The 17,059-nt window shown below is 53.3% G+C and carries 19 protein-coding genes and 1 tRNA gene; 6 read left to right on the top strand and 14 right to left on the bottom strand.

Features of this window, described 5'->3' with window-relative positions; translation table 11 throughout:
- Positions 1-57: 57 nt before the first annotated feature.
- Genes pnuC through NA624_RS21695 form a run of 3 tightly spaced genes read right to left on the bottom strand, consistent with a single transcriptional unit; the run spans position 58 to position 2,259 of the window.
- Positions 58-786: a nicotinamide riboside transporter PnuC gene (gene pnuC, locus NA624_RS21685; protein WP_001543647.1), complete on the bottom strand. Its 729-nt coding sequence runs from the start codon at positions 784-786 to the stop codon at positions 58-60.
- Entirely contained in the window at positions 786-1,529 is a 744-nt protein-coding gene (locus NA624_RS21690) for a nucleoside phosphorylase (RefSeq protein WP_001182428.1), read from the bottom strand. Before NA624_RS21690 ends, pnuC begins: the two co-directional genes overlap by 1 nt.
- 28 nt (positions 1,530-1,557) lie before the next feature.
- Entirely contained in the window at positions 1,558-2,259 is a 702-nt protein-coding gene (locus tag NA624_RS21695; RefSeq protein ID WP_001024339.1) for a Crp/Fnr family transcriptional regulator, read from the bottom strand.
- Positions 2,260-2,452: 193 nt separating this feature from the next.
- Here NA624_RS21695 and ppiC point away from each other — a divergent pair, with 193 nt between their 5' ends.
- Positions 2,453-2,734, top strand: coding sequence for a peptidylprolyl isomerase PpiC (gene ppiC, locus NA624_RS21700; protein WP_001096806.1), 282 nt, complete (start codon positions 2,453-2,455; stop codon positions 2,732-2,734).
- Positions 2,735-2,825: 91 nt separating this feature from the next.
- On the opposite strand, the gene ilvC is transcribed toward ppiC, so the two are convergent.
- Complete coding sequence (gene ilvC, locus NA624_RS21705) at positions 2,826-4,301, bottom strand: ketol-acid reductoisomerase (RefSeq protein ID WP_000024934.1); 1,476 nt, start codon at positions 4,299-4,301, stop codon at positions 2,826-2,828.
- 164 nt (positions 4,302-4,465) lie between these two features.
- Here ilvC and ilvY point away from each other — a divergent pair, with 164 nt between their 5' ends.
- From ilvY to NA624_RS21720, 3 genes are read left to right on the top strand one after another with little or no spacing between them, the layout of a single operon-like run.
- Positions 4,466-5,353, top strand: coding sequence for an HTH-type transcriptional activator IlvY (gene ilvY, locus NA624_RS21710; RefSeq protein WP_000365799.1), 888 nt, complete (start codon positions 4,466-4,468; stop codon positions 5,351-5,353).
- Between the two features lie 12 nt (positions 5,354-5,365).
- Complete coding sequence (locus NA624_RS21715) at positions 5,366-5,755, top strand: hypothetical protein (protein ID WP_001259310.1); 390 nt, start codon at positions 5,366-5,368, stop codon at positions 5,753-5,755.
- 13 nt (positions 5,756-5,768) lie between these two features.
- Positions 5,769-6,143: a hypothetical protein gene (locus tag NA624_RS21720; RefSeq protein ID WP_000937044.1), complete on the top strand. Its 375-nt coding sequence runs from the start codon at positions 5,769-5,771 to the stop codon at positions 6,141-6,143.
- A 10-nt stretch (positions 6,144-6,153) separates the two neighbouring features.
- Here the strand turns inward: NA624_RS21720 and NA624_RS21725 are convergent, their stop codons facing one another.
- From NA624_RS21725 to ilvL, 8 genes are all read right to left on the bottom strand, one after another.
- Positions 6,154-6,855: a DUF2461 domain-containing protein gene (locus NA624_RS21725; protein WP_001544634.1), complete on the bottom strand. Its 702-nt coding sequence runs from the start codon at positions 6,853-6,855 to the stop codon at positions 6,154-6,156.
- Between the two features lie 105 nt (positions 6,856-6,960).
- Positions 6,961-8,505 (bottom strand): threonine ammonia-lyase, biosynthetic, encoded by a 1,545-nt coding sequence (ilvA, locus tag NA624_RS21730; RefSeq protein WP_001524959.1) that lies wholly within the window; start codon positions 8,503-8,505, stop codon positions 6,961-6,963.
- Positions 8,506-8,507: 2 nt separating this feature from the next.
- Positions 8,508-10,358: a dihydroxy-acid dehydratase gene (ilvD, locus tag NA624_RS21735; protein ID WP_001127446.1), complete on the bottom strand. Its 1,851-nt coding sequence runs from the start codon at positions 10,356-10,358 to the stop codon at positions 8,508-8,510.
- A 160-nt stretch (positions 10,359-10,518) separates the two neighbouring features.
- Positions 10,519-11,448 carry a branched-chain-amino-acid transaminase gene (gene ilvE, locus NA624_RS21740; protein ID WP_000208532.1) on the bottom strand — a complete coding sequence of 310 codons (930 nt, stop codon included), beginning with the start codon at positions 11,446-11,448 and terminating at the stop codon, positions 10,519-10,521.
- 17 nt (positions 11,449-11,465) lie between these two features.
- A complete protein-coding gene (gene ilvM, locus NA624_RS21745; protein WP_000983260.1) occupies positions 11,466-11,729 on the bottom strand; it encodes an acetolactate synthase 2 small subunit in 264 nt (87 codons plus the stop codon).
- Positions 11,726-13,372 carry an acetolactate synthase 2 catalytic subunit gene (gene ilvG, locus NA624_RS21750; RefSeq protein ID WP_001012573.1) on the bottom strand — a complete coding sequence of 549 codons (1,647 nt, stop codon included), beginning with the start codon at positions 13,370-13,372 and terminating at the stop codon, positions 11,726-11,728. Before ilvG ends, ilvM begins: the two co-directional genes overlap by 4 nt.
- A gap of 2 nt (positions 13,373-13,374) precedes the next feature.
- Entirely contained in the window at positions 13,375-13,425 is a 51-nt protein-coding gene (ilvX, locus tag NA624_RS21755) for a peptide IlvX (protein ID WP_192930503.1), read from the bottom strand.
- Between the two features lie 86 nt (positions 13,426-13,511).
- A complete protein-coding gene (ilvL, locus tag NA624_RS21760; RefSeq protein WP_001311244.1) occupies positions 13,512-13,610 on the bottom strand; it encodes an ilv operon leader peptide in 99 nt (32 codons plus the stop codon).
- A gap of 350 nt (positions 13,611-13,960) precedes the next feature.
- On the opposite strand from ilvL, the gene NA624_RS21765 reads away from it, so the two are divergent.
- A complete protein-coding gene (locus tag NA624_RS21765; protein WP_000050210.1) occupies positions 13,961-15,481 on the top strand; it encodes a YifB family Mg chelatase-like AAA ATPase in 1,521 nt (506 codons plus the stop codon).
- A gap of 24 nt (positions 15,482-15,505) precedes the next feature.
- On the opposite strand, the gene maoP is transcribed toward NA624_RS21765, so the two are convergent.
- Entirely contained in the window at positions 15,506-15,844 is a 339-nt protein-coding gene (gene maoP / locus NA624_RS21770) for a macrodomain Ori organization protein MaoP (RefSeq protein ID WP_000840996.1), read from the bottom strand.
- A gap of 106 nt (positions 15,845-15,950) precedes the next feature.
- Between maoP and hdfR the strand changes: the two genes are divergently transcribed.
- Positions 15,951-16,799 carry an HTH-type transcriptional regulator HdfR gene (hdfR, locus tag NA624_RS21775; protein WP_001657826.1) on the top strand — a complete coding sequence of 283 codons (849 nt, stop codon included), beginning with the start codon at positions 15,951-15,953 and terminating at the stop codon, positions 16,797-16,799.
- 100 nt (positions 16,800-16,899) lie between these two features.
- Here hdfR and NA624_RS21780 read toward each other — a convergent pair.
- Positions 16,900-16,975 (bottom strand) — tRNA-Trp (locus tag NA624_RS21780).
- Positions 16,976-17,059 lie beyond the last annotated feature (84 nt).

Raw genomic sequence — 17,059 nt, forward strand, 5'->3', positions numbered from 1 at the left:
GAAAGCGAGGCCCAGAGAAGACCAGGCTGCTTTTTCAGGCAGCCTGGAAAAGGTCAATCAGCAGGCTCTGGCGGCAAGCGGCGTATAGCCATTACGCTGTGCGCTCTTGATCCAACTGTAAGAACCCATTAGCGCGATCGCCGTCAGCAGAACATACTCAAGCGACATCGCATAAACGCCCTGTACTGCATAGATCACGACGCTAATTACATCAATAATCACCCACAGCAGCCAGTTTTCCACGTACTTGCGGGTCATCAGCACCATCGCCGCAATCGACAACACCAGCATGGTGGAATCCCAGAACGGGAACGCGTCCGGCTGGAGTTCAGGCATCGCCACCTGCATACCTATCGTTTGCAGCAGAGCGAGCATAACGCGGGTCAACATAGCGAAGACCGGATCGATAAACCACGTCATCAGCAGAATGGCGATAATACATATGCCCCCCAACCTCCATGTTTGTTGACGAGAAAGCCAGCGTACTTTCAGAGCGGCTTCCCGGGCGTCATTCTGCCGGCTCCATGCGTACCAGCCGTAAATATTCGCCGCAAAGAAAAACACCTGAAGTAGCAAGCTGGCATACAGTTGAATCTGAAAAAAGATGGCGGCAAACAGAGTGACGTTAATCAAACCAAACAGGTAATTAATGATTTTTTCCCGGCTGGCGCACCAGATGCACAATAAGCCAAAGACGGTGCCGATAGCCTCAATCCACGACAGCGCATACCCTCCCTCGCCGAGAGGAATGTTGACCATTACATTGTTAATGATGAAAAAGTCCATCATTGCTCTCCTTGCAAACTATCGAAATAAATGGCCTGAAGCGCCAAAGAAATCTGGCGCTCTTCACCTTGCTGGCACAAGGTTTCCTGCTGAACATAATGGTTAATGCTGCTCTCCAGACAGCCACTATGCGCGACGACCACGTTTAGCAACGACGCGGTACGCAGCCCACGTAACGCCCCCACCACCATCAGCGCGGCGGTTTCCATATCCGCGCCGAGAACTCCCCTGGCCGACCATTCGGCATCCAGTTCAGCTTCGCGATCGGTATAAAAACTGTCATGGCTGCGCACCAGCCCGCAAACGGCAGAGATGTTCATCTGTTTCGCCTGCTGTATCAGCGTGGCGGTAAGATACGGGTCCGCACAGGCCGGATAACTGGCGGGCGCATAGGTTTTGCTGGCACCGTCGTCAGCCACCGCGCCGTGGGCGATGATCACATCGCCCAACGCCAGCGAGTCCTGCAACGCGCCGCAACTACCGATACGGATTAGCGTGTTGACGCCAACCTGGCGTAACTCCTCAATGGCGATAGCGGTTGACGGTCCGCCGATTCCCGTGGAGAGCACGACTATTTCAACCCCCTGGTACCAACCGCGCGCCGCGCGAAACTCCCGGTTTTGCCCCAGAATCTCAGCCTTATCAAGAAAACGGGCGATTCTATCCACCCGCCCGGGATCGCCGGGCAAAAGCGCATATTTCGCGCGGGTCATGCTTGTGTTAAGCCGAATATGGGGTTGCATCTCCCGTCTCCTTATTGTTCTGAGAGGTTCAGATTTCCGCCTCCTGTTTGAGTTTTTCAGGAGCCAGTAAAATGATCCCCTCACCGTCGGTATCGATAATGTTCAGCGATTTCAGATCGTGCAGTATCCGGTTGATACTGCGCGTCGTCGCCGCAAATTCCTGACCAAGATTCTGCTTATCAAGCAAAATAGTGGTTGATTCATATTGTTGATAACGCAGCCATAATGCCTGGCATACGCGTTGATGCAGCGAGTACAAATTGTCGCTACTGGCCTTTTTCGACAACTGGTAATACTGTTGGCTGAAAAACCGCAGCATTCGCTGGTTAAAGTGGTTATCCAGCGCCAGCCAGCGGCAAAAATGCGCTTGCGGCAGGCTGAGTAGCTGTACATTGCCGACGGCTACGACAGAACAGATGTAATGCCGCGACTCAAATATCTCTAGCTCGCCCAGCATATCTCCTTTGCCATAACGCGCCTGCCGGTAACGGCGTCCATCTTCAGCTTCGTAAAAAACATCCACTTCGCCGGCCACAATGAGTGAAAATTGCTGGCATATTTCCCCCTGGCGGCAGATAAGCGCGCCGCGGGAAATGTCGTCAAATCGCCAGCACTGCATGATTTCCAACGGGCAGTATTTGAGTAATTCATAGAGCACTGGGTCGCGTACAACCTGGCGTAGCCCTAAAAGCCAGTCGTCTGGAAATTCTGCGTTTTTCATTATGTTCATGGTATCTCGCCCCTTGTCAGAAAGGACAGGACCGCCGTCCCGCGCATCCGAAATACGCCCGCTAAAAATGCCGCTTATCTCCCGGTTCATTAAATCAGGCGGGACATCTGTCCTGTAATGGCGAAGAGTATATGTCTGACGGCCTAAGGAGTGATAAAGTGACGGCCAATCTTTGCGACGTGAGAACTCAATAATGGCAAAAATGGCAGCAGCACTGCATATTCTTGTAAAAGAAGAGAAACTGGCTTTAGATCTTCTGGAGCAAATTAAAAACGGCGGCGATTTTGAGAAGCTGGCGAAGAAGCATTCTATCTGCCCATCCGGTAAAAAAGGCGGTCATTTAGGCGAATTTCGTCAGGGCCAGATGGTTCCGGCATTCGATAAAGTAGTCTTTTCCTGCCCGGTACTGGAGCCAACCGGCCCGCTGCATACCCAGTTCGGTTACCACATCATTAAAGTATTGTATCGCAAATAAAAAGCCGGGTAGCGGCTACGCCTTACCCGGCCTACATCGTCTGCTTGATTTTGTAGGTCGGGTAAGCGCTAGCGCCACCCGACAAGGTATATCAACCCGCTACCGCAATACGCTTCATATCCGTCATATAGCCGCGCAGTTTCTTACCTACCTGCTCAATCGCATGACTACGAATCGCATCGTTCACGTCGCGAAGCTGTGCGTTGTCTACCGCGCCTTCCGGGATAGCACTACCCAGATCGCCCGGTTGCAATTCCGCCATAAACGGTTTCAGCAGCGGTACGCAAGCGTAAGAGAACAGGTAGTTACCGTATTCTGCGGTATCGGAGATAACCACGTTCATTTCGTACAGACGCTTACGGGCGATGGTGTTGGCGATCAGCGGCAGTTCGTGCAGTGATTCGTAGTAAGCGGACTCTTCGATGATGCCGGAATCGACCATGGTTTCGAACGCCAGCTCAACGCCCGCTTTCACCATCGCAATCATCAGCACGCCTTTATCGAAGTACTCCTGCTCGCCGATTTTACCTTCAAACTGCGGTGCGGTTTCGAACGCGGTTTTGCCGGTCTCTTCACGCCAGGTCAGCAGTTTCTTATCGTCGTTAGCCCAGTCAGCCATCATGCCGGAAGAGAATTCGCCGGAGATGATGTCATCCATGTGTTTCTGGAACAGCGGTGCCATGATCTCTTTCAATTGCTCGGACAGCGCGTAAGCACGCAGTTTCGCCGGGTTAGACAGACGGTCCATCATCAGAGTGATGCCGCCCTGCTTCAGCGCTTCGGTGATGGTTTCCCAGCCGAACTGAATCAGTTTTTCGGCGTATGCCGGGTCGGTGCCTTCTGCCACCAGCTTGTCGAAGCACAGCAGAGAACCGGCCTGCAGCATACCGCACAGAATAGTCTGCTCGCCCATCAGGTCAGATTTCACTTCCGCAACGAAAGAAGATTCCAGTACGCCCGCACGGTGACCGCCGGTGGCCGCAGCCCAGGCTTTCGCAATCGCCATGCCTTCGCCTTTCGGGTCGTTTTCCGGGTGAACGGCGATCAGCGTCGGCACGCCGAAACCACGTTTGTACTCTTCGCGCACTTCGGTGCCCGGACACTTCGGCGCCACCATCACCACGGTGATGTCTTTACGGATCTGCTCGCCCACTTCCACGATGTTGAAGCCGTGTGAATAGCCCAGCGCCGCGCCGTCTTTCATCAGCGGCTGTACGGAGCGCACCACGTCGGAGTGCTGTTTGTCTGGCGTCAGGTTAACCACCAGGTCAGCCTGCGGGATCAGCTCTTCGTAGGTACCCACTTTGAAGCCGTTTTCGGTCGCTTTACGCCAGGAAGCACGCTTCTCAGTAATGGCTTCTTTACGCAGGGCGTAGGCAATGTCCAGACCGGAGTCACGCATGTTCAGGCCCTGGTTCAGACCCTGAGCGCCGCAGCCGACGATGACCACTTTTTTACCCTGCAGGTAGCTCGCGCCGTCGGCGAATTCGTCGCGGCCCATAAAGCGGCATTTACCCAGCTGTGCCAGCTGCTGGCGCAGATTCAGTGTATTAAAGTAGTTAGCCATGATGGTGTACTCCGTGATGTTGTGTTGTCGCGCTTATTGTTCGGTTTACAGATTGCTATCTGTGCGAATGAACCCACATTACAACAGGAAATTTATTGCGGAAATTGATATATTCACAACGTTATGTTGCGGTTTATGCAACGTCAAAAACCGGAGGTCTGTCTGTGGATTTACGCGATCTAAAAACCTTCCTGCATCTGGCGGAAAGCCGCCACTTTGGCCGCAGCGCGCGAGCGATGCACGTCAGCCCCTCCACGCTCTCCCGGCAGATTCAGCGGCTGGAAGAAGATCTCGGCCAGCCGCTATTTGTGCGCGATAACCGCACGGTCACGCTGACCGAAGCCGGCGAAGAGCTGCGAGTGTTTGCCCAACAGACGCTTTTGCAATATCAGCAGTTGCGCCATACCCTCGATCAGCAGGGGCCGTCCCTTTCCGGCGAACTCCATATCTTCTGTTCAGTGACCGCGGCATACAGTCATCTGCCGCCGATCCTCGACCGTTTTCGCGCCGAACACCCTTCTGTTGAAATCAAATTGACGACCGGAGATGCTGCCGATGCGATGGAAAAGGTGGTAACGGGAGAAGCGGACCTGGCAATCGCCGGCAAACCAGAAACGCTGCCCGGCGCGGTGGCGTTTTCGATGCTGGAAAATCTGGCGGTGGTGCTGATCGCCCCGGCGCTGCCCTGCCCGGTGCGTAATCAGGTTTCGGTTGATAAGCCAGACTGGTCGACGGTGCCGTTTATCATGGCCGATCAGGGGCCGGTACGCCGCCGCATTGAGCTATGGTTCCGCCGCCATAAAATCAGCAATCCGCAGATTTACGCCACCGTCGGCGGTCACGAAGCAATGGTCTCAATGGTGGCGCTGGGCTGCGGCGTGGCGCTGCTGCCGGAAGTGGTGCTGGAAAACAGCCCGGAGCCGGTGCGCAACCGGGTAATGATTTTAGAACGTAGTGATGAAAAAACGCCGTTTGAGCTTGGCGTCTGCGCGCAAAAAAAGCGGCTGCATGAGCCGCTAATTGATGCGTTCTGGAAAATTGTTCAGGGTTGATAAGGTAATAAAATGCGCACAAAAATAATGCTGTTATCTGCACTGGTAGCGATATGCTTCAGCGTACAGGCTAAACCCACGGGCATTACCGTACAGGATGTAAAGCATCTGGCGTTAAAGCAGCGCCTTGTTGATAACTATCATAAACGCATTCCGCCGGATGCTTTTTATGCTCCAGGCCATGATATGTCGTTTTTAGTTAAAACCTACGCGTTAGATAATGCCGGGAAATGGAAACCATTCCTTAAATTCGTCGCCAAAGAAACAGAAGGCTTTGACCGCTTAACGATGGCGCTCCACCCCGATAGCGCTAAAGACGCTAATAACGTGCTGGAGCGGTGTATGGCATTTTATGAATCGGACAAATTAGATAAATACGTTCGAGAGACAGTGATGAAATAACAAGAGTCGGCTTATGCTCCCAAAAAACAGTAAGACTGCGCGTATCCTTAAGGAGCCCCATGCTGCTATGGGCGGAAATTCAGGCAACTATGTCCGTGCAGAAGTAGAATTTGATTCTACGAAGCGAAAACTCTTACCGATAAAAGGGTATCGACCCGACATTGTCATACCGTCCCTCACGGATGAATATTGGGGCATCACCTTTGTCGAAGAAGAAATTGAACTTTTTGATTTCCCTTTCATTGTTAGCCTGGCTTTCACATTCAATGATGAGCATTATCTCCAGATCAGGGAAAATCAGTTATTTGTTATAATGGAAGGGCCTCACCAGGTAGGTAAAGGGCGATTCCTGGAAATACACTTTATCCCGAAAAATGTTAATACATAACGGCAATCTTTTATAAATCCGCCGGGTTCACCTGCTTCATGGTTTCCACCGTCATCAGCCACTGGTACAGCGGCTCCAACTGTTGGAAACTCTCGGCCAGCCGTGTGACCAGATCGGCATGGAAGAGTTTTTCTACGTCATTATCCGTCACCATCACGGCAAACGTTTTACGCTGATACCAGTCGGATATCGCCGGGTCGAGATCTTTGGCCAGCAGCCGCTTATAGCTTTCCCCCACCAACTCAAACGGCGGGCTGCAGCATTCGGCAACCTGTAAAAACGCATCAGGCCGCTTCCTCAACGTATGGCGAAACAGATCCATCGTAGATTTGCTGGCGCTGTAGTAACCCAACCCATAGCGTAGGGTATCGGGGCTGATTTCAAAAAAGTAGGCTGGCGCATCGATCCAGTTTTTCGCCGAACGTTTGAAGGTCAGCCACATCCGACTGCGGTACAGCGATTTGTCGTGCGAGAAACGGGTATCGCGGTGAATACGCGACAGGGTTTTACCGATGGCGGGTCGGGTTTCCAGCAGTGGATCGATTTCCAGCATCGCTGGAGCAAGGTCGTCCACCAGCGCGCGGAATGGAGTCAGAAGGCTTCTTTCGTAGATAAAGCGGTGCTCATCGAACCAGGCTTTGTCGTTCTCAATACAAACCTGCTGAAGAAAATTGAGCCCTTCTTGTGCAAATCCCTGAAAGCGTCCAGCCATCTTTTTGCCCTTACTCATAGCGATCGTCAGTTTATTATCCCACTCCCTGACGCGCCGTCTATGCAGATGACCGGAAGGAGACATTTCTTCCGGTCATCACTATTCCTACCCCGCCAGAAAGAACCGGAACGCCGGGTTATTGCTCTCATCATGGCATTCATAGCCCAGCTCATGCAGCCGGGTTTCGAAATCCGGCTCATGATCGCCTAACTCGAACGCCGCCAGCACGCGGCCATAATCGGTACCGTGGCTACGGTAATGGAATAGCGAAATATTCCAGTGCGTGCCAAGCGTATGCAGGAATTTGAGCAACGCGCCGGGTGACTCCGGAAATTCGAAACTATACAAACGCTCCTGTAATGGCTTGGAGGGGCGTCCGCCGACCATATAGCGCACATGCAGCTTCGCCATTTCATCGTCGGAGAGATCCACTACGCTATAACCGCCGTCGCACAGTTGGGTGATAATCTCTTTTCGCTCCTCCAGCCCCTGACTGACGCGTACGCCGACAAAAATACAGGCATTTTTCGCGTCGGCAAAACGGTAGTTAAATTCGGTGACCATACGCCCGCCAAGCAACTGGCAGAATTTGAGAAAGCTCCCCTTTTCTTCCGGAATGGTCACCGCCAGTAACGCTTCGCGCTGTTCCCCCAGCTCGCAGCGTTCAGACACATAGCGCAAGCCGTGGAAGTTGACGTTGGCGCCGGAAAGGACGTGCGCCAGGCGTTCGCCGCGAATATTGTGCTGGGCGATATATTTTTTCATCCCCGCCAGCGCCAGCGCGCCGGACGGCTCCGCCACCGCACGCACATCTTCAAACAGGTCTTTCATCGCCGCGCAGATAGCGTCGCTATCCACGGTGACAATATCATCAAGGTATTCCTGACACAGCCGGAATGTTTCGTCGCCGATGCGTTTTACCGCTACGCCTTCAGCAAACAACCCAACGCGCGGGAGATCCACTGGATGACCGGCTTCCAACGCCGCTTTCAGGCAGGCGGAATCCTCCGCTTCGACGGCAATCACTTTGATTTGCGGCATCAATTGTTTGATCAGTACCGCTACGCCCGCCGCCAGGCCGCCGCCGCCAACCGGCACAAAGACACGATCGAGATGCGAATCCTGCTGAAGCAGTTCCAGCGCCAGCGTGCCCTGCCCGGCGATCACCATTGGGTGATCAAACGGCGGCACCCAGGTAAAACCCTGCTGCTGCGCCAGTTCAATAGCTTTCGCTTTCGCTTCATCAAAATTAGCGCCGTGCAACAGCACTTCGCCGCCAAAACCGCGTACCGCATCGACTTTAATATCCGCCGTTGCTTTTGGCATGACGATCAGCGACTTCACGCCAAGCCGCGCAGAGGAAAACGCCACGCCCTGTGCATGGTTCCCCGCCGACGCAGTAATCACGCCGTGGGCTTTTTGTTCTTCGGTCAATCCGGCCATCATCGCGTAAGCGCCGCGCAGCTTAAAGCTATGTACCGGCTGCCGGTCTTCGCGTTTGACGAGAATAACGTTATCCAGACGTGACGAGAGCTTTTCCATTTTTTGCAGCGGCGTCACCTGCGCCGCTTCGTATACTGGCGCGCGTAGCACCGCGCGCAGATACTCCGCCCCTTCCGGCGCGACTGACAGTGGTTGAGATTCCGCCATCATCAACCTCCCAGTTTCGATTTATCGCGCACCGCGCCTTTATCGGCGCTGGTCGCCAGGCTGGCGTAGGCACGCAGGGCAAACGAAACCTGACGCTGACGATTTTTAGGCGTCCAGGCTTTGTCGCCACGAGCTTCCTGCGCCTCGCGGCGTGCGGCGATTTCAGCCTCGCTCAACTGCAACTGAATGCTGCGGTTCGGGATATCAATCGCAATAGTGTCGCCATCTTCAATCAGCGCAATAGTGCCGCCGCTGGCCGCTTCCGGCGAGACGTGGCCGATGGAAAGACCCGAAGTACCGCCGGAGAAACGCCCATCGGTGATGAGCGCGCAGGCTTTGCCCAGCCCCATCGACTTCAGGAAACTGGTCGGATAGAGCATTTCCTGCATTCCCGGCCCGCCTTTCGGCCCTTCGTAGCGGATCACAACTACATCGCCTTCCACTACTTTGCCGCCGAGAATCGCCTCTACCGCGTCGTCCTGGCTTTCATACACTTTAGCCGGGCCGGTAAATTTAAGGATGCTGTCATCCACGCCTGCGGTTTTCACAATGCAGCCGTTTTCGGCGAAGTTGCCATACAGCACCGCCAGACCGCCGTCTTTGCTATAGGCATATTCCAGCGAGCGGATGCAACCCGCTGCGCGGTCGTCATCCAGCGAATCCCAGCGACAATCCTGCGAGAACGCCTGGGTAGTACGGATACCGGCAGGGCCAGCACGGAACATTTTTTTAACCGCTTCGTCCTGCGTAACCGTGATGTCGTACTGTTCCAGCGTTTGCGGCAGCGTCAGGCCTAATACGTTTTTCACGTTGCGGTTCAGCAGCCCGGCGCGATCCAGCTCGCCTAAAATACCCAGCACACCGCCGGCACGGTGAACGTCTTCCATATGGTATTTCTGGGTACTTGGCGCCACTTTACACAGCTGCGGCACCTTGCGGGACAGCTTGTCGATATCACTCATGGTGAAGTCGATTTCCGCTTCCTGCGCCGCCGCCAGCAGATGCAGAACGGTATTGGTCGAACCGCCCATCGCAATATCCAGCGTCATGGCGTTTTCAAACGCGGCTTTGCTGGCGATGTTACGCGGCAGTGCACTTTCGTCGTTTTGCTCGTAGTAACGTTTAGTCAGTTCAACAATCCGCTTACCGGCATTGAGGAACAACTGCTTCCGGTCAGCATGGGTCGCCAGCAGCGAACCGTTGCCCGGCTGCGACAGGCCCAGCGCTTCGGTCAGGCAATTCATGGAGTTAGCGGTAAACATGCCGGAGCAGGAGCCGCAGGTTGGACAGGCGGAACGCTCCACCTGGTTACTTTGATCGTCAGAGACTTTCGGGTCCGCTCCCTGAATCATGGCATCAACCAGATCGAGCTTGATGATCTGATCGGACAGTTTGGTTTTCCCGGCTTCCATCGGTCCGCCGGAAACAAAGATCACCGGAATATTCAGGCGCAGCGAGGCCATGAGCATCCCTGGGGTGATTTTGTCGCAGTTGGAGATACACACCATCGCGTCAGCGCAGTGAGCGTTCACCATGTACTCCACGGAGTCGGCGATCAGCTCGCGCGACGGCAGTGAATAGAGCATACCCCCGTGCCCCATGGCGATCCCGTCATCCACGGCAATAGTGTTGAACTCTTTCGCCACACCGCCGGAAGCTTCAATCTGTTCGGCGACCAGCTTACCGAGATCGCGCAGATGAACGTGACCCGGCACAAACTGAGTGAATGAGTTCACCACGGCGATAATCGGTTTGCCAAAATCACTGTCGGTCATTCCGGTGGCGCGCCACAGCGCGCGGGCACCCGCCATATTACGACCATGGGTGGTGGTGGCGGAACGGTACTTAGGCATGCTTTATTTACTCCCCATCTTTTCCCTTCATACTTCACGCCACAGGTGCGTTGGCTGCCTCACTCACCCCAGTCACTTACTACAGTAAGCTCCTGGGGATTCGCTGCGTTGCCGCCTTCCTGTGACGCAAATTATTTTGGGAAAATATTAATTTTATTTATTATGAATTTACCGGATCCAACCAGCCCCATTTATCCTCGGTTTCTCCAGTGAAGAGACCAAAGAAGGCTTGTTGAATACGCTTGGTAACAGGGCCGCAACGGCCTTCACCTACCTGGATACCATCAACGCTGCGTACCGGAGTAATTTCTGCCGCGGTTCCGGACATAAACACTTCGTCGGCCAGATACAGCGATTCACGGGACAGCACCTGCTCGCGCACTTCAATACCCAGCTCTTTCGCCAGTTTGATGATCGCGTCGCGAGTAATGCCTGGCAGCGCGGAAGAGGTAAACGGCGGAGTAAACAGCACGCCATCTTTTACCTCAAACAGGTTTTCGCCTGCGCCTTCGGAGATATAGCCGTTTACATCCAGGGCGATGCCTTCCTGATAGCCGTGGCGGCGCGCTTCGCTACCCACCAGCAGTGAGGAAAGATAGTTCCCGCCCGCTTTCGCGGCGGTCGGAATGGTGTTCGGCGCAGCGCGATTCCAGGAAGAAACCATCGCATCGATCCCCTGATCCAGCGCTTCGGCGCCCAGGTATGCCCCCCACGGGAACGCGGCGATGATGACGTCAGTGGTGTATCCCGGGGGCGGGTTAACGCCCATACCGACATCGCCGACAAATACCAACGGACGGATATAGGCGCTGGTCAGGTTGTTTTTGCGGATCACTTCGCGGCAGGCTTCCATCAGCTCATCAATACTCTGGGAAACCGGAAAACGATAAATCTTTGCTGAGTCGCGCAGGCGCTGCATATGTTCACGATGACGAAACACTACCGGGCCTTTGTGAGAGTCGTAGCACCGAATCCCTTCAAATACCGACGTACCGTAGTGCAGCGCGTGAGACATTACGTGAACCTTCGCGTCTTCCCAGCGCACCATCTCGCCATTGAACCAAATGTAATCAGCTTTTTTCGTCGTCATTTTTCTTCCTTTTGCGCTCAGGCGCGGATTTGTTGTGATGTGGCAGCGCTCTGGCAGATTGCGACATGCGCAACATCTACCAGTTTACTTAACTGACTAAACAGTAAGTCGACCGACCGGGGACTGGCAACGGTCAATTCAATATTTATATTCTGCGCATCGGTCGCGGCTTCCATATTCATGGAGCACACCTGAAAACCACGATGGCGCACCACGCGTAAAACACGTTCTAAGGTTTCTGGATTAAAGCGTGCCGATACATTGACCTGATGTTGCATCATGATAATTTCTCCAGCATTTCAGAGTTACTGGCGCCAGGCGGCACCAACGGCCAGACATTTTCAAGTTCGTCGATTGAGACGTGAAGCAGGTACGGCCCTTCGCTTGCCAACATCGTGTCGAGTGCCGCTTCAACCTGGTCTTTACGAGTAATGTGCTGGCCTGGAATGCCGAAGGCGCTGGCCAGCATGAGGAAATCGGGGTTATCGGTCAGGGTGGTTTCGCTATATCGCTCCTGGAAAAACAGTTGCTGCCATTGTCGAACCATCCCTAACCGCTGGTTGTCGAGTAAGACTATCTTCAACGGTAACTGCTTGCGTTTTACGGTGCCCAACTCCTGAACATTCATCATGAAGGAGCCGTCACCGGAGATACAGATAACGGTATCATTCGGTCGCGCTACCTGTGCGCCAACGGCCGCCGGTAAGCCGAATCCCATCGTCCCCAGACCGCTGGAAGTGATGAAGTTCTCCGGGCGGGTGTAAGTCATATGCTGGGCTGACCACATCTGATGCTGCCCAACATCCGTCGTCACCACACTGTCTGCGGGTTTGCGTTCCGACAATTGCTTCAACAACAACGGCGCATAGATAGTCTCGCCAGGATGGTCATAGCGCCAGGCGTGTTCTGCGCGCAGCTCTGCACAGGACTGACGCCATGCGTCGATCTTCAGCGGTTGCTGTAATGCCGGCAACAGCGAATTTAAATCGCCCTGCAACGCGACGTGTGCCTGACGCAGTTTGTTCATTTCCGCCGGGTCGATATCCATATGGATTACGCTGGCGTTAGGAGCGAAAGTATTCAGCTTACCGGTCACCCGGTCATCAAAACGCGCACCCACTGCGATCAGTAAATCACACTCTTGCACCGCGAAATTAGCCGCTTTAGTACCGTGCATTCCCAGCATGCCCAGATAGTACGGATAATCAGCTTCAACAGCCCCCAGCCCTTTCAGCGTGCAGGTAACTGGCATTTGCGTTACCGCGATAAATTTACGCAGCGCCGGAACCGCCTGCGCCATACCAACACCACCGCCGACGTACAGCATGGGTTTTTTCGCCTGTTCCAGCATCTGGCGCGCCTGTTCCACATCAGCCTGCGGGAATGTCGCTTCGTTATCAACGGTAGTAAACCAGGGTTCCAGCTCACCGCTGGCCAACTGGATATCTTTCGGGATATCCACCAGAACCGGGCCAGGACGGCCAGCGTTGGCGACTTCAAAAGCCTCCGCCATGATGCGCGGCAATTCTTCCAGCGACTGAACCAGGAAGCTGTGTTTGGTACAGGCCAGCGACAGGCCTAACACATCCACCTCCTGGAACGCATCGGTGCCGATGAACGGGGCGGAAACCTGACCCGTGATCGCGACGACGGGGACCGAATCTAACAACGCATCCGCCAGGCCAGTGATCAGGTTAGTGGCGCCAGGGCCGGAAGTGGCGATACAAACACCGGTTTTGCCGGTAGAACGGGCATAACCGATTGCCGCCATTGCGGCACCCTGCTCGTGTCGGCACAACAAATGCTCCACACCACCGTCATACAACGCGTCGTAAACCGGCATAATTGCGCCACCAGGATAACCAAATACGGTTTTCACCCCCTGCGCTCGCAAAGCATGTACCACCCACTGTGCCCCGTTCATAGTTACATCCCCGTCGTAAATCTTGAGAAACAGAATTTTATGCTGTTATTCACGCTCTGCTCCTCGCTTAAGTTTTTCAGGCCAAAAAAAACCCCCGGACCTTTCGGTGCGGGGGTCTTAGTTCGTTAAGGCTTGATTTCTAAGCCTTTCCTCGTCCAAGTGCAGCCCCGCACGGTGGGATAATAATCACCACCACGCTAATCACGACCAGGCTAATCACTCGTAGAAGGGCTGTCATTTTGTCTATTCTTGCATCTTGTTCGAAGGAATACCTAAAGAGTTACCATAGGTTTTGCCAATAGCACAAGATATTTTTTTAACCACGTTTCAGATAATGCAGGTGAATGCCTAAAAGTGCTTTGTTTTTTATAAGAAAAATTAGCAACTGAAAAATTTTCACGTTTTCCTCCCCCTTTTGGCGCACTCTATACCCTGTTTTCCTTCTTTTCGCTTCTGCGAGCGTTCTTCCAGTTTGATGCTTCTTACCTGAAAATGACGCCAAAATTCAGGAAGCAGCCGCTAAAAAACAAAAAGTCAGTAATTCGATTTTCTCTTCTATTCCGCATAATCCACGTAACAGGAGGGATTATGTCACTGGCGATTGTTCATACCCGCGCCGCACTTGGCGTCAATGCGCCGCCTATCACTATAGAGGTGCATATCAGTAATGGATTACCGGGATTAACCATGGTTGGCCTACCGGAAACCACGGTAAAAGAGGCGCGTGACCGGGTACGTAGTGCGATTATTAATAGCGGATATGAATTTCCGGCTAAAAAAATAACCATTAACCTTGCTCCAGCCGATCTACCGAAAGAGGGCGGAAGGTATGACCTGCCTATTGCTGTTGCGCTTCTGGCCGCGTCTGAGCAGCTTACAGCGTCGAATCTTGAGGCATATGAGCTGGTGGGTGAGTTAGCGCTTACAGGCGCATTACGCGGCGTTCCTGGCGCAATATCAAGTGCAACGGAAGCCATCAAGGCCGGCAGAAATATTATCGTCGCAACAGAGAACGCGGCGGAGGTTGGGCTTATCAGCAAAGAAGGTTGTTTTATCGCCGATCATCTACAAACCGTCTGCGCCTTTCTGGAAGGGAAACACGCCCTGGAAAGACCTTTAGCTCAGGATATGGCATCGCCTACCGCAACTGCCGATCTTCGCGATGTGATCGGTCAGGAGCAGGGTAAACGCGGCCTGGAGATTACAGCGGCAGGGGGACATAATCTGCTATTGATCGGCCCGCCGGGTACGGGTAAAACCATGCTGGCCAGTCGACTGAGCGGGATTCTTCCACCATTAAGCAATGAAGAAGCATTGGAAAGCGCCGCGATCCTCAGTCTGGTTAATGCCGATACGGTACAAAAACGATGGCAGCAACGCCCCTTTCGCTCACCTCATCATAGCGCCTCACTTACTGCTATGGTCGGCGGCGGCGCAATACCCGCCCCAGGAGAGATATCGCTGGCGCACAACGGAATTTTGTTCCTTGATGAATTGCCTGAATTTGAACGACGCACACTGGATGCGCTACGTGAACCTATAGAATCCGGTCAAATCCATTTATCCCGTACCAGAGCGAAAATAACGTACCCTGCGAGGTTCCAGTTAATCGCCGCAATGAATCCCAGCCCGACCGGACATTATCAGGGAAACCATAATCGCTGCACGCCAGAACAGACACTACGTTACCTTAATCGGTTGTCAGGCCCGTTTCTTGATCGTTTTGACCTTTCGCTTGAGATACCGCTTCCACCGCCCGGGATTCTTAGCCAACATGCCTCAAAGGGTGAGAGCAGCGCTACGGTAAAAAAGCGGGTCATCGCCGCCCATGAACGGCAGTACCGACGCCAGAAGAAGTTAAACGCGCGTCTGGAGGGTCGCGAAATCCAAAAATATTGTGTATTGCATCACGATGACGCCCGCTGGCTTGAAGACACGCTGGTGCATCTTGGATTATCCATTCGCGCCTGGCAGCGTTTACTAAAAGTGGCCAGAACCATTGCCGACATAGAACTGGCTGACCAGATCTCGCGTCAGCATTTGCAGGAGGCGGTAAGCTATCGGGCGATAGACAGGTTGTTAATTCATTTGCAAAAGCTGTTGGCGTAAAAAAAGGGCATTACGCCCTTTTTATTAATCATCAGCTTCGGTGTAGTCTTCTGCGCCTTCAACTTGCGGCTTGCCGCCAGACAAGGTGTGGAAGCGTTTTGGACGCTTGATACGCGTCATATACTTGGACCAGACGCGTTCTGCATCCGTTACCGGCTCGCGTTCACCGCGGCATACCGCTACAAACAGCTTCTCTTCTTCAGTCACAGGCTCACGCTTGCCAAGATCCAGATCATTAAAGGCATGACCATGACGCTCAAGCAGTTGTGCCTCTTTAATCGTAAAATCACCGTGACGAGAGAATCCACGTGGATAATGTTTATTGTCAAAATATCGATTAGTCGTCGTAAAGCTTTCCGCCATCCTGCACGCTCCTAATTCTTTGTCTGAGCTATTTATGGCGCGGAGTATTAGTTACGCTTGACAGAGTGTAAAACAAAACATTTAAATCATAACGACAAATAATTTTGTGGAGAGCACAGTGGATACGGAATTGTTAAAAACTTTCCTGGAAGTTAGCCGGACACGCCATTTCGGGCGGGCCGCAGAAGCACTTTACCTGACGCAATCCGCGGTGAGCTTTCGTATCAGGCAACTGGAGAATCAACTGGGCGTAAACCTTTTTACGCGGCACAGAAACAATATCCGTTTAACCACGGCTGGCGAAAAACTTTTACCGTATGCGGAAACGCTGATGAATACGTGGCAGGCGGCACGTAAAGAGGTGGCGCATACCTCACGCCATAACGAGTTTTCCATCGGCGCCAGCGCGTCTTTATGGGAGTGTATGCTTAACGCCTGGCTGGGTCGACTGTACCAACTACAGGAGCCGCAAAGCGGCCTGCAATTCGAAGCCAGAATCGCTCAACGGCAATCGCTTGTGAAGCAACTTCATGAACGCCAGCTTGATCTCCTCATTACTACCGAAGCGCCCAAAATGGATGAGTTCAGCAGTCAGCTGTTAGGGCACTTCACTTTGGCGTTATATTGCAGCAGCCCTGCCCGTAAGAAATCAGAACTCAATTATCTGCGGCTGGAGTGGGGACCAGACTTCCAACAGCATGAAACAGGGCTGATCGCAGCAGATGAAGTGCCGGTATTAACAACCAGCTCAGCCGAACTCGCCCGACAGCAGCTTAGCGCATTAAATGGCTGTAGCTGGCTTCCTGTAAACTGGGTAAATGAAAAGGGCGGATTACATACCGTTGCCGACAGCGCAACGCTTTCACGGCCGCTATACGCCATTTGGCTGCAAAATAGCGATAAATACTCGCTGATCTGCGATCTGTTAAAAACGGATGTGCTGGATGACCAATGAAAATGATGAAAAGAAAAAGAAGGGAACTTACGATTACCTGACCAGGTAATCAGGTAATTTTAGGCAAAAAAAATCCTTAGCAGATGCTAAGGATTATTTCTGGCAGGGGCGGAGAGACTCGAACTCCCAACACCCGGTTTTGGAGACCGGTGCTCTACCAATTGAACTACGCCCCTAATTAGGGTGGCGGAACGGACGGGACTCGAACCCGCGACCCCCTGCGTGACAGGCAGGTATTCTAACCAACTGAACTACCGCTC

It is taken from the genome of Salmonella sp. NW38 (assembly GCF_051807745.1).
GTDB lineage: Bacteria > Pseudomonadota > Gammaproteobacteria > Enterobacterales > Enterobacteriaceae > Salmonella > Salmonella enterica.